This is a genomic window from Serratia sp. szju (assembly GCF_044594185.1).
In the GTDB taxonomy this organism is placed as follows: Bacteria; Pseudomonadota; Gammaproteobacteria; order Enterobacterales; family Enterobacteriaceae; genus Serratia; species Serratia bockelmannii.
Genome location: NZ_CP172576.1, coordinates 325,108 through 337,869 on the forward strand (window position 1 = coordinate 325,108; position 12,762 = coordinate 337,869).

The following is a 12,762-nucleotide window of genomic DNA, read 5'->3' on the forward strand; positions in this document are numbered from 1 at the left end:
AAAGAAGCGTAAAGCTCAGGCCGGCGGTTCCTGCCGCCGGGGCAGATAACGCCCGGGCTGATCGGTGCCCGGCAGGCCGGTGCCGTCGTTGCGGCCAAACAGCCGGTAGCGATTGCCGGCGACCGCATCATAGACCTTGTCCGCCAGTCGCGGCGGCAGGTAACGCGCCAGCGCCAGTACGCGGTACGGCCACCCCACTTGACGCAGCGCCTGAAACAACGCCGCCGAACGCAGCCAACAGCGCCCCTGCTCAACATAGACCACGGAATCGAAACGATCGGTCGGCAATCCCAGCGCCTGCAGGATCGCCTGCCCTTCGACGGATTGCACCGTCGCCAATAGAATGCGCCGCTGCCGATCGGCGCGAATAAGGTATCTCACCAGCCCGTGACACAGATTACATTCGCCGTCGAACAACAGCGCGCGATCGCCGGGCTGGAGATAAGGCAGATGTGATAAAGGGGTCATCCCGCCTCCCGAAAAACGCTCGCCTTAGCCTAACGCGCCTAGCGCGCCCAGGCCAGAGCGGGATGACAGGGCGTGTTAAGGCGCGGGCGGTGCGTCAGGCACCGCCACCACCGCGACGCGAACTTCGTAATGTTTGGCGCTGCCCGCCGGGATCACCGCCGTCAGTTTGTTGATGGTTTCCACCGGATTGTCGCTGGCCGAGGTGGCGCAGAACAGCTCGCCGCCGTGGCAGAACCCCGGCTTGGGCGGGTGCCCGCCCGGGAAAGGCGGCATGCGCATCGGTTCATCCGCCACAGGCGGCAACGCTTTGGCCGCAGGCGCCTCGGGGGCCGACATCGCGCTCGCGCTGAACAACAGCGCCATGCCCATGCAGGGCAGCGCCAGGATCTTGATTGCTTGTTTCATTGAATTAGCCTCATTTGCCGGGTTCGGGATTACGCTACCCCGCCCCCGGCCCATGAGAAAGCCGCTTTTCGCTACCTTTTCGCCCCGCTGCGCTTTGCTTACATCCCGCGTCTAACGTGATGAAAGGCGAAAGGTTGGGTAAAGGGCCGCCGCGTTACTTGCCGTTCGTCAGCGTGTTGTAGCTGGTCATCAGATTGCGGTAGTCCGGGATATGGTTGGAGAACAGCGCGCCCAGCCCTTCGATGTCATTGCGCCAGTCGCGGTGCAGCTCGCAGGCGACGCCGAACCAGGTCATCAGCTGCGCGCCGGCGGCCTCCATGCGGCTCCAGGCCGACTGACGCGTCAACTCATTGAAGGTGCCGGAGGCGTCAGTCACCACAAAGACCTCGAAACCTTCATTGAGCGCCGACAGCGCCGGGAATGCCACGCACACTTCGGTCACTACGCCGGCGATGATCAGTTGCTTGCGGCCGGTGGCTTTTACCGCCTTGACGAAGTCGTCGTTGTCCCAGGCGTTGATCTGGCCAGGGCGAGGAATGAAGGGAGCATCGGGGAATTGGGCTTTCAGTTCCGGCACCAGCGGGCCGTTGGGGCCGTTTTCGAAACTGGTGGTAAGAATGGTCGGCAGGTTGAAGTATTTCGCTAAATCACCCAGCGCCAGCACGTTGTTTTTAAACCGATCGGGATCGATATCACGCACCAGCGAAAGCAGCCCTGCCTGATGATCCACCAGCAATACGGCGGCCTGGTCTTTGTCGAGGCGCTTGTAGTTTGCAGTCATGGTTTTACTCCTGTGGGGTTGATGTTGCGGATGAAACGCCCCGCCTGGCGGCGGGGCGTTGAGGTTTAAGTGTAGCGCCTGAGCCGGGGAACACGGCCCGCCCCAGGCGCCAAAGTTCAACCGGCGCTCGCTTCGGCGTTCATGCTGCCGAACTTACCGCTGTTGAAATCGCGGAACGCCTGCTGGATTTCCGCGTCGCTGTTCATGACGAACGGGCCGTAGCCGACGATAGGCTCATCGATCGGTTCGCCGCTCAGCACCAGCAGTGCGACGTCGTTGTTGGCTTCGATGGTGATCGAATCCCCCGCCCGGTCGAAACACACCATTTGGGTTTCGCGCACCACGTCTTCGCCGTTGACCAGGATCGCACCGTGCAACATCACCAGCGCCAGCGTATGGCCTTCTTTCACCGTCAGCGTGGTGGTATGGCCGGCATTCAGCTTCATGTCCCACACGTTGAGCGGGCTGAAAGTGCGTGCCGGGCCGGCGTGGCCGCCAAAGTCACCGGCAATCACCCGCACCTGCCCGGCGCCGTCCGCCAGCGGAACCACCGGAATATCGGCGTTCAGCAGCGTCTGGTAACCCGGCTCGGCCATTTTGTCCTTGGCCGGCAGGTTAACCCACAGCTGCACCATTTCCATGGTGCCGCCCTTGCGCGAGAAGTCCCGAGAATGGAACTCTTCGTGCAGAATGCCGGAGGCGGCGGTCATCCACTGGACGTCGCCGGGGCCAATCACCCCACCGCTGCCGGTCGAGTCGCGGTGTTCCACTTCGCCCTGATAGACGATGGTCACCGTTTCAAACCCGCGATGTGGGTGCTGACCCACGCCACGAGTGCCGGAGGCGGAGCGGAATTTGGTTGGCGCTGCGTGATCCAGCAGCAGGAACGGGCTCATTTCCGCCCCCAAATCGTTATAAGAGAACAGCGAATTCACCAGGAAACCGTTACCGACCCAATGTGCTTCCGGGCTGTTGTGAATACCGAGGATTTTTTTCATCTTGAACTCCCGTTTCAGACCTCACGGCCTTAAGTTGATGTCAGAAGTTTAATCCGCCGGGGTTTGCTGCAGTAGTAGGCAAGATGTACACTCAGCGTTCTACTGATAGAACGATAAGGGATGCGATGCTGACCGATCTGAACGACCTGTTTTTCTTCGCCAGCGTGGTCGATCACCAGGGATTCGCCCCCGCCGGCCGGGCACTGGGCATTCCCAAATCCAAGCTCAGCCGCCGCGTGGCGCTGCTGGAAGAGCGGTTGGGCGTGCGCCTGATCCAGCGCTCGACGCGGCGCTTCTCGGTGACCGAGCTCGGCCAAACCTATTACGCGCACTGCAAGGCGATGCTGGTGGAAGCGGAAGCGGCGCAGCAAGCGATCGAGCAGACCCGCGCCGAGCCCTGCGGCACGGTGCGCATGTCCTGCCCGGTGGCGATCTTGCACACCCGCGTCGGCAGCATGGTGGCAGCTTTTATGGCCGATTACCCCAAGGTGACGGTGCATCTGGAAGCCACCAACCGCCGGGTGGACGTGGTGGGGGAAGGGTTGGATCTGGCGATCCGCGTACGGCCGCCGCCGCTGGAGGACAGCGATCTGGTGCTGAAGATCCTCGCGCAGCGCACCTGGTGCGTCGCCGCCAGCCCGGCGCTGGTGCGCACCCTCGGGCCGGCGCAAACGCCGGAAGACCTGCGTAAATACCCGACGCTCGATCTCGGCCCGGCGCGCGCTCAGCACCAATGGCGGCTGACCGGCCCGCAGGGTGAACGGGTGGAGTGGGAACACACGCCGCGGCTGGTCACCGACGACATGCTGATGCTGCGTACCGCCGCCATCGCCGGCGCCGGCATCGTTCAGCTACCGGCGATGATGATGCGCGACGACATGCTGCGCGGCGAGCTGGTGCAACTGTTGCCGGGCTGGCAGCCACAGGGCGGCGTGGTGCACGCAGTCTACCCGTCGCGCCGCGGCCTGCTGCCGGCAGTGCGGCTGCTGCTCGACTATCTGGGGGAGCAATTCGCCAGCATTGAAGAAGAGTGATCAGGCGGTGATTTCGATCGCGTTGCCATCCGGATCGCGAATGACGGCCTCGTAGAAGCCGTCGCCGGTCCAGCGCGGCGCGGACAGCAAAATGCCCTCCTGCTGTGCGCGCTGCGCCAACCGATCGACCTGCCGCTCATCCCCCAGCGACAGCGCGATGTGCGCCCAACCGACCCGCTCCTCCTGCGCCTGCGCCGGCAGCAACGTCGGCACGCACATGATCTCCAGCGACGGCCCGGCCGCCAGTCTGACGAAGCGGGAAACGAACCCCGGCCGGTTGCGGCTGACATACTCCTCCCCCGCTTCACCGTTGAAATAGCGCTGCCAGAACGCCAGCTGCGCGTCGATGTCATGGGTCCACAGGGCAACATGGGCTATTTTCATCATCATTCTCCGATCGATAAATCGCTGTGCCAGATCTGGCCGCCGCCTTGCGCCACCTGCAACTCAAGCTGCGGGTGCGCGCCGCGCGCCGTCACCAGATGATCTACCCGCCCGGCGGGCAGGAAGGGGTAAGGGGCATAGGTATTGAGTTTGTCGCGGGTGCACAGCACCGCCACGCTGCCGGCGCGCGTCAGTAAGCGCTTTTTGAACGTGGCGTCCTGATAGCTCAATGCGGAAAAGCCACCGGCCGGGTCGTATGCGCAGATGCCGGTGAACACCAGATCGAAATGGAACCCGTCTATCTCTTCCGCCGCCTTGGCGTCCACGCAGCCGCCGACCTGCGCATCCAGTTCGCCGCCGATCAGGATGGTGCGGATCCCCGGCCGTTCCAGCATTTTGCCGGCGATGCTCAACGCATTAGTTACCACCGTCAAACGCCGATCGCGTGGCAACAGCTCTGCCAGATACAGGTGGGTGCTGCCGGCATCGAGGAAGATCAGCTGTTCTTCGCCGATCACCCCCAGCGCGGTCTGCGCCAACGCCAGCTTCTCATCGCCGCTGAGGGCAATGCGCGCCGTCATGGGGCCTTCGGCCGGGGTCGGCGCCAGCGCACCGCCATAGATGCGTTTGCACAGGTTCTGCGCCGCCAACTGGCGCAGATCGCGGCGGATGGTCGCTTCGGTGGTATTCAGCCGCTGCGCCATCTCCAGGGCCAGCACCCGCCCCTGTTGGCGAAGCGTGTCGAGAATGGCCTGATGGCGCTCATTGGGTAACAGTTTGGACATCGCGGGGATCCGGTGGCGCTAAAGTGATCATAAATGTACACAAACGTACATAATCGAACAATCACTTTTTTGGTAACACTCGAGCGGCAGTGCTCGTCTAGACTGAAAGTGACATCACCAATAAGGGATTATGACGCGATGACCTCCGCCGTGCTTTATACGCTGTTTCCCGCCGCAGCCACCGTCGTCGGCGCAGCGGTGGCGCTCTATCGCCGCCCCGGTGACGCCGCAATGCGCGTCATCCATCACTTTACCGCCGGCATCGTTTTCGCCGCCGCCGCCACCGAAATCCTGCCCGATCTCAAGCAGCAGTCGCCTGTGGCGGTGTTGCTGGGCGGCGCTGCGGGGGTGCTGTTAATGCTGCTGGTTCGGCGGCTGGGTGAAAAAGCACAGGGGCCGGTCGGTTTTATCGCCGCGGTCGGCGTCGATATCTTTATCGATGGGCTGGTGCTGGGCATTGCCTTCGCGGCCGGCGCCAAAGCCGGCCTGCTGTTGACGCTGGCGTTAACGCTGGAAGTGCTGTTCCTCGGATTATCGATCGTCGGCGATTTGAAAGACTTTCTCGGCAGGCGGCTGCGTGCCATGGCGGCGATAGTCGGCCTGGCGCTGCTGCTGCCCATCGGTGGCCTGCTGGGGGCGCCGGTGGCCATGCTGGGCACATTTTGGCTGACCGCCTTTTTGGCCTTTGGCCTGATCGCCCTGCTCTACCTGGTCACCGAGGAACTGCTGGTCGAAGCGCATGAGGGCGGGAAAGAGACACCGTTCGCCACCGCGATGTTCTTTGCCGGCTTCCTGCTGCTGTTGTTGCTAGAGGAAGGTTTGGGGTAAAAAACGGGAATTTCATGGCGCATGCCGCCCGATGGCAACGCTTTGGCTATACTGTGGCAAGCGAAGTTATCGCAGACGTAACGGCTTGGGCGTAAAGGGAAAACGATGTTATTGACGATCGCAAGGTGGCTGTTTCAACTCCCCGGGAAGCTGTTCGGGCTGATTTTCAAAAATCGCCTGAGGATATTTTTGTTCTTCATGCTGGTCGCCATCGCGGTGCTCGGCGCCAAGCGCTATCTGCGCGCCCACCAGTATGACGACGAGTTCAGCCTCGCCGCCCCCGCCGATTACAACCGCGCAATAAAGCGCGAAATGCCGCTGCGCGAAGCGCGTGAACAGTGCGGTGGGCCGTTGCACGACAATGCCGGCCAGCCGTGGCCCGCCTCAGCCGGTTATCTGCATCAGCCGACCAGGCTGCCCGCGACCAGTCTGCATCGGCTGACGCTGGATAATCAGGGCAACGATTTCGCGGTGCTGGTCAAGCTGGAAACGCCGGCGGCGCCGCAGCAGCTGGCGGAAGTCTTTATTCCGCCCGCTGGCAGCTTCGAGGTAAAAATCAATGCCGACGCGGAACACGTGATGAAAATCAAGAACATCAAGACCGGCTGCATGTTCCGCTCCAGGTCATTCAACCTGGATAAACAGCGCGATTGGCGCATGCCGCTGACGCTACAGAAGGACGGCAGCCTGCAGCTGCAATCTATAGGCGATCGCCAATTCTGATCGGGCGCCGGGCAGAAAGAGCCGGCGCCGCATAGGGTTACTTTTTCACCGGATGATCGCGGCGGAACAGTTCCCAGCTTTCAATTTCCTGCCCACTCGGCAAGGTACAGGTGGAATACTGGCCTGCCGCATTCTCTTTGGCGTTCAGCTTGCCGCCGATTTTGGTGCAATACACGTCGGCCGGGTTCGCCATGCCGATCGGTTTCACCTGCGGCGGTGGTGGCGCCTCGTTGGATTTCACGGAACACCCCTGCAACATCGTCATCCCTGCCAGCAGGGAAAGCATCAACGTTTTTTTCATTTTTTCAGCTTATGCAAAAACGAACGGCGGAGCGCTCCGCCGTTCGCTCATCATGAAATAAAGGATTTGCCCTGCTTCAGCACCAGATCGCAGGCTTTTTGCTTCACCTTCTCGGTGATCTGCGAGGTGCCCAGGCTGTTCAGATCCAGGCTCTTGCCTTCGCCAGTCTGCAGCAAGCCGCCCAGGCCCTGCTGATAATCCTGGCTCTTGGCGTTTTCGGTGCTGGTGATGCCCAGCTTGCTGAGCAGCTGATCTTTCACCCCTTCGGCGCCGTTAGCCGACAGCACGTTGTTTTTCACGCAGTACTGCAGGATACCGGCGGCATTGGTCATGCTGCTGGAGCTCAGCGCCTTGTCGCCGCCGTTCAGCAGACCGGTCAACGAGGAGAGTGACATGCCGCTGCTGCTATCGCCGCCCGACTTGCTCAGTTCACCCGCCGCGCTGCTGAGGGAATCCATCAGCCCGGCGGCCTGGGAGGCACCGCTGGCCAGGGTAGCGGACAGCGCCAAGGCCAGCAGTAAACGATGTTTGGTGATCATAGTGGTGAAACTCCTGTAATAACGGCATGCGATCGGCGCAGCGCGCCGGGATACCCTTCCGACGCCGCCGGCGGCGACAAGTTCCTTTTATCTCGCCACCGCGCCATTTTTCGGAATTCAGGAAATTTAGAACTGCCAGCGCAGCCAGGCGAAGAACACGTTGCCGTTGTTATAGGTACCGGGAATGTAGGTCGCCTGGAACGTCAGCCGCTGATAGCCGATAGAGGCCAGCGGCAGCGGCGCCGGAATAGGGATGTATTTCCAGTTGTCGCGCGCGGTGACGCTGGCGGTGAAGCCCAGCCCCAGGCGGAAATCCTTGTCATCCAGCGGGCGCCAGATCTTCTCGTAGGCGTAACCACCGATCGGCTCCCATTTGTTGAAGGAGTCCTTGAACGCCATGATGTAGATGCCGTGCCAGTCACCGTCGCTGTCGTAGCGGGAGATGCCGTAACCGGCGCCCCACGGGCGCTCGTTGTACTTATCGATATGTTCATCATCGTAAGTCCAACGGTTGTGCCAGGTGATGGCCGGGATATAGAGATCGTGGTTAGGCGAGTTGTTCCAGGTCTCCGCCACGTTATCGGTAAAACGCTGCCATAGACCCGGTTTTTCAGCCTGTGCGGTATTGCCACTTTCTGTACCAACCTCAGCGTAAGAAGGCAGTGCAGGAAATATCAACGCCAGAGAACATGCCAAAAGAGTCCGTTTGAGAAACATCGTAAAGCTCCTGTAAAAATACGGCCGCAGATTCTTACCGATAGCCCAGGCAAGATCAAGCTGTATCTAATTTATCCAACGCCCGTTGTGCTTTGGTTAAGTTTAGCACCGGAATATTCCCAATAATTTTTAACAGGTTGCACCGGTTTCCCCTATGCTATCGCCTTTAGGAGGGCAAAACCGTGGGAAAAGTCCGCTTTGTCGTTCGCTACTCGCGGGCCAGGTGCTTGACCAATACATCGACATCGAGGCGGTTCACAAATTCCAGAGAATATGAGGAATAGAGGCCGAACAGGCGGTTTTGGTGCCCGACCACCACCAGATCGATGCCGGCCTGATGAATGAAATCGCTCACGTCCTTAAAGCGCCGGATGGTGACGATTTCCTTGACCGCAACCGGCGCCTCGACGGCGCTCACCAGCCGGCTCAGCATCGCCTTGGCGGCGATCACCTCCTGCGCCTGGCGATCTTTGACCAGCGCATCGCTGCCGTACTCCAGCTCGGCGTAGTCGGCGTTAAGGTGGCCGACGGTGAGGGCGATCGGCAGCCCGCGCACCATCGCCACCGTTTGACGCAGCAACGGCAGCCCGTCACGCTCATCATGAATCAGTACCAGAATATGTCGATAGCTTTTCATCGCAGTTCCCCCCACAGACCAGTACCGCTGGGACATCATCCCCTCTGATAGGTATACGTCATCTGCGCGCACGTAGAGAAAAGTTTACGTATCACTTCCTACGGAATGTGATGGCCACCACGTTATATTAATGCTCGTGACGGCACATTTTAGCGCCGGCCCGACGTGGCGCGCACTGCAGGCCCGTAAAGCAAAGCTGACGAAAAAAGGCGGACAAAAAACGATCGTTGTTAATTTTTTGTTTTTGATTGGTTACAAGGTGGCTTCATGAAATAAGCGTGCGGCGGATCACCAAAATCCCCCTTTACGCCAGGTTCTGCTTTTCTTTCCCAGGCAAAAAGCGTTACGCCACCCGATGGGATTTAACGCGGCGTCAAAAGTACCGGATGATTCACCCTGCATCACGATAAATGCCAATGCGCCGCCGCTTCTCTAGCGATATACCGACAATGAAAAATACCGTCTCTTTCCAATATCCAATACCCCTACTTTTTATGTATTACTCAATCGCGTAAAGCGCCGAATACAAACCGCCTATTCACCAGCCGCCCCCCTTATCTTGAACAAGCTGAGACTTTAAATAACTGTTAATGCTAACGACACAACATCGCCAGCAATTTATTTTTGCTGATTTTCGCCTGACAAAATAAAGATAAATAATCCGGAGCAATCAATGAAAATAACTATCGGGTCATTCATTCTGCAACAGCTTCACGCCCTGAACGTCGATCGTATTTATGGCGTGCCCGGCGACTATAACCTCAGCCTGCTGGAGCTGCTGGAAAACGACGAGCGGCTGGCGTTTGTCGGCAACTGCAATGAATTGAACGCCTCCTACGCCGCAGACGGTTACGCCCGCATGAAAGGCGCCGGCGCGCTGATCGTCACCTACGGCGTCGGCGATCTGGCCGCGCTGTCCGGCATCGCCGGGGCCTATGCCGAATCTTCGCCGGTTATCTGCATCGCCGGCACGCCGCCGCTGCATGCGATGAAGAATCATCAGCTCTTGCACCATACCCTGGGCGATGGGAATTTCGACAACGTCATGAACTGCTTTAAACAATTCACCGTCGCTCAGGCTCTGATCACGCCGGAAAATGCCGCACAAGAAATACCACGCGTTATTTCCCGTGCCTGGATAGAGAAGAAACCGGTGTATTTACAGCTGCCGTCGGATATTTGCGATGTGGAAATTGAAATCGCCGCGGCGGCGACGGCACCGCAATTACCGGCCAGCGATAAATACAATGTGCAATTAGCGGCGATGGCGCTGTTAACCAAAATCAAACGCGCACAGCGCCCAATCATGTTGGTCGATCAAATGGTGGATCGCTACCAGTTGCAGCAGTTGGTCATCGCAGTCGCTCACCGCTTCGCCATTCCGCTGACCAATATGCCCACCGCCAAATGCATTATCCCGGAAAACACCGCCGGTTGGATGGGCGGCTACAGCGGCAATCTGTCGCGCCCCGAACTGTATGAACACATGGCCCACTCGGACTGCGTGCTGAGCTTCGGCGTACGTCTGGTAGACTCCACCACCGGCTATTTCTCGCAGCAAATTCCCGCCGCCGCTCAGGTGGATATTCAGCCGTTTTCGATGAAACTGGACAACACCTCCTACCCAGCGGTAGCGACGGCGGATCTGCTGCAGGCACTGCTGGATCTGAGCGAAGACGCGCCGGCGCAGCGTTTATCACCGCTGGCCGATCCCCGTGAGAAGCTGGCGACGCCGAGCGACGCGCCTATCGACCAGGCCTATCTGTGGAGACGCATCCAACGCTTCATCCAGGCGGATGACGTGGTAGTGGTGGAAAACGGCACCTCAGGCGCGGCCATCGGCGGCATGCGCATGCCAGGGGGCGTCAAGGTGGTCAACCAACCGATTTGGGGCTCGATCGGTTATACCCTGCCGGCGCTGCTCGGCACCCTGATGGCGGCGCCGGAGCGCCGCCACCTGCTGTTCATCGGCGACGGCTCCTTCCAGCTCACCGCGCAGGAAGTGTCTACCCTGCTGCGCTGCGAGCAAAAGCCGATCATCTTCCTGATCAACAACGACGGCTACACCATTGAACGCTATATCCTCGGCGAAAACTCGTCTTACAACGACATCAGCCCGTGGGACTACGCCAAACTGCCGGCGGTATTGAATACCCAGGCGCAGCCGTTCAGCGTGGCGGTGGAAACCACGCAACAGCTGGAAATGGCCCTGGAACACGCCTCGCGGCAGGATCGGCTGGCGTTTATCGAGGTGAAAGTGCCGATGATGGACACGCCGCCGGTGATGAAAGAGTTCTGTAACCGCTGCAACAGCTTTAACTTTGGCCTGACCAACCCGCGTCGCAGCGCCTGATGCGCGATCGCGCCGCCGGTGGTTCAGGAAACCGGCGGCGTTTTTTTATGCCGTTACCCGCCGGCGCGCGCCATGCAGCGCTGGCGGCGTTCGTCCACCCGCTTGGCGAACCAGGCGGTGGTCAGCTTGCGGGTGATTTTCGGGCTCTCCAACTGGATACCCGGCAGCATCTCACGCGGCAGCTTGCCGCCCGCCAGCGCATAGACCTTCTTATACAGCTCGGTGTCGGCAAAGCCGGCCGTGTCGCCTTTCTCCAGCGCCCGGCGAATGGCGCTGTCGCTCATGTTCAGGCGCTTGCCGAGCGTGCGCACCGCCAGCTCGGTCGAACCGGGCTTGTCGCTGCCGAAATCGATAAGATCGCCGTCCAGCGCCAGCGGAATGGCGCTCGCCCGGCTGACCGCGTTTTGGAACGCCGCGTTGCGGCTGGCGTACCAGCCGGCGTTGAAGTCGGCGAAGCGGTAAATCGGCCGGCTGTAATCGGCCGGGTACCCCAGCAAATGCATAATGCCGAAGTACATACCGCCGCGCCGGCTGAAAACTTCGCGGCGAATCGAGCCGTCGACCGGATAAGGGTACCCTTTGGCGTGCACCTCGGCGAAGGCGATGCTCACCTGCATCGGGCCGCCGGTATGTACCGGATTTAAATGGCCGAACAGCTTCTGCCCCATCGGCACGCGGTCGATCATGTCATCGAAGATATCGCTCAGATCCTTCTCGGTGCGCACCTTATCCAGCCGCTCGCTGTAGCTCTGGCCGTTCGACGACGAAATCTTCAATGCGGTGTGCACCAAAAAGTTCGGGATATGCATCTGATCGGCGCGGCGGTCGATCTCCTTCCAAGCGATCTTCGGCAGCCCCGGCACCTGCGGGTTAGCCTGGAACGTCGACTCCTGTTCGGTCACCGCCAGCACCGAACACAGGTTCTCATCGCTCGGCTCGATGCCCTGCGCGGCGAAGGCGGCGGTAATATCGGTAGCCCAGCCCTGCCGATCGCCGGCGTTGGCCGGGATCAGCGTCATCAGTCGGGCTTTGACGTCGGCGGGGCGCGCCGCCGGTGCCGTGGTGGTGGTTTTGCTGGTACAGCCCGCCAGCGCCAGCAGCGCGGCCAGGCTTAGCAAACGGAAGGGCATCGGGTGGAATAAACGAAGTATCGGCATCTTTTCCCTGAACGTGATGACATGAACAGCACTGAAATTAGCCCAGCCGCCGCGCACAATCCAGTATAAATATACCCGTTCCGCCGCACAGGTGGGCCGGGAAATACCCAACAACGCAGGGAGAACAAAATGATCGAACTCAAAGAAATGACGGCGCAGGAACTGGATCACTACCGTAAATACGGGGTAAAGGCTTACGCAGACGATTTGGCGCGTTCGTTTCAGCTCAGCCAGGAACACGCGTTGATCGAGGCCGAAGCCAATTTCAAACGAGGGCTGGCGATGCCCGGCCAACGGTTGGTATGCGCGAGGCTGCCGAATGTCGAGGACAGCATCGCCACCGTCTGGTACGCCATTGAGCAACGAACCTTCGGTAAGCAGCTGTTTATCTATGATTTTGAAGTGACGCACGCCTGGCGTGGCAAAGGCTATGGCGAGCGGGTACTAAATGCGGTGCTGGACGCGGCGAGAGCACAGGGGGCGGAATATGCCGAACTGACGGTGTTCAACGATAATCCGACGGCCGCGCGCCTGTATTCCAAGTTAGGTTTCGATGCGGTCACCACCCGTATGCGCCGCCGTTTGTAGCAATAGGTTTGCGAAGCTCGGGATTTTCAAATGACGAATAAAGATGTATTTTATATGCATCATA

16 protein-coding genes are annotated in these 12,762 nt (G+C 59.9%); 5 read left to right on the forward strand and 11 right to left on the reverse strand.

The window, feature by feature from the left end; all coding sequences use genetic code 11:
- Positions 1 to 15 precede the first annotated feature (15 nt).
- The 4 genes from RE418_RS01615 to RE418_RS01630 all read right to left on the reverse strand — a co-directional run bounded on the left by RE418_RS01615 (position 16) and on the right by RE418_RS01630 (position 2,652).
- A complete protein-coding gene (locus RE418_RS01615) occupies positions 16 to 468 on the reverse strand; it encodes a DUF393 domain-containing protein (protein WP_089180583.1) in 453 nt (150 codons plus the stop codon).
- A gap of 75 nt (positions 469 to 543) precedes the next feature.
- Positions 544 to 873, reverse strand: coding sequence for a hypothetical protein (locus tag RE418_RS01620; protein ID WP_025301705.1), 330 nt, complete (start codon positions 871 to 873; stop codon positions 544 to 546).
- 154 nt (positions 874 to 1,027) lie between these two features.
- Positions 1,028 to 1,654 carry an isochorismate family cysteine hydrolase YcaC gene (ycaC, locus tag RE418_RS01625; protein WP_025301704.1) on the reverse strand — a complete coding sequence of 209 codons (627 nt, stop codon included), beginning with the start codon at positions 1,652 to 1,654 and terminating at the stop codon, positions 1,028 to 1,030.
- Positions 1,655 to 1,770: 116 nt separating this feature from the next.
- Positions 1,771 to 2,652 (reverse strand): pirin family protein, encoded by an 882-nt coding sequence (locus tag RE418_RS01630; protein ID WP_089180582.1) that lies wholly within the window; start codon positions 2,650 to 2,652, stop codon positions 1,771 to 1,773.
- Positions 2,653 to 2,777: 125 nt separating this feature from the next.
- On the opposite strand from RE418_RS01630, the gene RE418_RS01635 reads away from it, so the two are divergent.
- On the forward strand, positions 2,778 to 3,686 hold the full coding sequence (locus RE418_RS01635; protein WP_043135578.1) for a LysR family transcriptional regulator: 909 nt from the start codon (positions 2,778 to 2,780) through the stop codon (positions 3,684 to 3,686).
- Here RE418_RS01635 and RE418_RS01640 read toward each other — a convergent pair whose 3' ends face one another.
- Complete coding sequence (locus tag RE418_RS01640) at positions 3,687 to 4,070, reverse strand: VOC family protein (protein ID WP_089180581.1); 384 nt, start codon at positions 4,068 to 4,070, stop codon at positions 3,687 to 3,689. It lies immediately after the preceding gene.
- Positions 4,071 to 4,072: 2 nt separating this feature from the next.
- Positions 4,073 to 4,855: a DeoR/GlpR family DNA-binding transcription regulator gene (locus RE418_RS01645; RefSeq protein WP_025301701.1), complete on the reverse strand. Its 783-nt coding sequence runs from the start codon at positions 4,853 to 4,855 to the stop codon at positions 4,073 to 4,075.
- Positions 4,856 to 4,993: 138 nt separating this feature from the next.
- Here RE418_RS01645 and RE418_RS01650 point away from each other — a divergent pair, with 138 nt between their 5' ends.
- Positions 4,994 to 5,683 carry a transporter gene (locus RE418_RS01650; RefSeq protein ID WP_049206228.1) on the forward strand — a complete coding sequence of 230 codons (690 nt, stop codon included), beginning with the start codon at positions 4,994 to 4,996 and terminating at the stop codon, positions 5,681 to 5,683.
- A 105-nt stretch (positions 5,684 to 5,788) separates the two neighbouring features.
- Positions 5,789 to 6,406: a hypothetical protein gene (locus RE418_RS01655; RefSeq protein ID WP_049206229.1), complete on the forward strand. Its 618-nt coding sequence runs from the start codon at positions 5,789 to 5,791 to the stop codon at positions 6,404 to 6,406.
- 37 nt (positions 6,407 to 6,443) lie between these two features.
- Here the strand turns inward: RE418_RS01655 and RE418_RS01660 are convergent, their stop codons facing one another.
- From RE418_RS01660 to RE418_RS01675, 4 genes are all read right to left on the reverse strand, one after another.
- Complete coding sequence (locus tag RE418_RS01660) at positions 6,444 to 6,707, reverse strand: DUF333 domain-containing protein (RefSeq protein ID WP_043135572.1); 264 nt, start codon at positions 6,705 to 6,707, stop codon at positions 6,444 to 6,446.
- Positions 6,708 to 6,757: 50 nt separating this feature from the next.
- Positions 6,758 to 7,246, reverse strand: coding sequence for a DUF2501 domain-containing protein (locus RE418_RS01665; RefSeq protein WP_043135570.1), 489 nt, complete (start codon positions 7,244 to 7,246; stop codon positions 6,758 to 6,760).
- A 126-nt stretch (positions 7,247 to 7,372) separates the two neighbouring features.
- Positions 7,373 to 7,963 (reverse strand): lipid IV(A) palmitoyltransferase PagP, encoded by a 591-nt coding sequence (gene pagP, locus RE418_RS01670; protein ID WP_025301698.1) that lies wholly within the window; start codon positions 7,961 to 7,963, stop codon positions 7,373 to 7,375.
- A 208-nt stretch (positions 7,964 to 8,171) separates the two neighbouring features.
- Positions 8,172 to 8,600, reverse strand: coding sequence for a universal stress protein (locus tag RE418_RS01675; RefSeq protein WP_025301697.1), 429 nt, complete (start codon positions 8,598 to 8,600; stop codon positions 8,172 to 8,174).
- A 673-nt stretch (positions 8,601 to 9,273) separates the two neighbouring features.
- On the opposite strand from RE418_RS01675, the gene RE418_RS01680 reads away from it, so the two are divergent.
- Positions 9,274 to 10,953 carry an alpha-keto acid decarboxylase family protein gene (locus RE418_RS01680; protein ID WP_049206230.1) on the forward strand — a complete coding sequence of 560 codons (1,680 nt, stop codon included), beginning with the start codon at positions 9,274 to 9,276 and terminating at the stop codon, positions 10,951 to 10,953.
- Between the two features lie 53 nt (positions 10,954 to 11,006).
- On the opposite strand, the gene RE418_RS01685 is transcribed toward RE418_RS01680, so the two are convergent.
- Positions 11,007 to 12,110: a DUF1615 domain-containing protein gene (locus tag RE418_RS01685; protein ID WP_025301695.1), complete on the reverse strand. Its 1,104-nt coding sequence runs from the start codon at positions 12,108 to 12,110 to the stop codon at positions 11,007 to 11,009.
- 129 nt (positions 12,111 to 12,239) lie between these two features.
- Here RE418_RS01685 and RE418_RS01690 point away from each other — a divergent pair, with 129 nt between their 5' ends.
- Positions 12,240 to 12,698: an N-acetyltransferase gene (locus RE418_RS01690; RefSeq protein ID WP_025301694.1), complete on the forward strand. Its 459-nt coding sequence runs from the start codon at positions 12,240 to 12,242 to the stop codon at positions 12,696 to 12,698.
- The last annotated feature ends 64 nt before the right edge of the window (positions 12,699 to 12,762 follow it).